The organism is Cupriavidus sp. SIMBA_020, from assembly GCF_046535395.1.
Classification (GTDB): domain Bacteria; phylum Pseudomonadota; class Gammaproteobacteria; order Burkholderiales; family Burkholderiaceae; genus Cupriavidus; species Cupriavidus campinensis.
Genome location: NZ_JAWRWU010000272.1, coordinates 1 through 316, shown reverse-complemented (window position 1 = coordinate 316; position 316 = coordinate 1). Strand labels below are relative to the sequence as shown.

The 316-nt window shown below is 63.6% G+C and carries 1 pseudogene; it reads left to right on the top strand.

The features are described 5' to 3' along the window. Window positions 1-150, top strand: a pseudogene (locus tag SB751_RS29165) (glutathione S-transferase family protein); the annotation flags it as partial. Window positions 151-316: the final 166 nt, after the last annotated feature.

The window sequence follows — 316 nt, the reverse complement described above, 5'->3', positions numbered from 1 at the left end:
GCCGACTGGACGCACCGCATCGGCCCGGCTTTCAGGCACGTGCTCGCCTACCGGAAGCGGCTGCTGGCGGGACCGTCGTTCGCCCGCGCGGTGGACGAGGCGCGCCCCTATCGGCCGCTTTTCCCGCTCGGCGCACCCGACCGGGATTGAGCGCGGCGCGGCGGCTATGAGACAACAATATTTCCAACCTATACACTTCACTCCGCAAGCCACTTCCGCCAATCACTCATAGGGCAAAAGATGGACCGTTTCGAAGCCATGGAGATATTCACGCGCGTGGTCGAGGCGAACAGCTTCACCAAGGTGTCGGAATCGC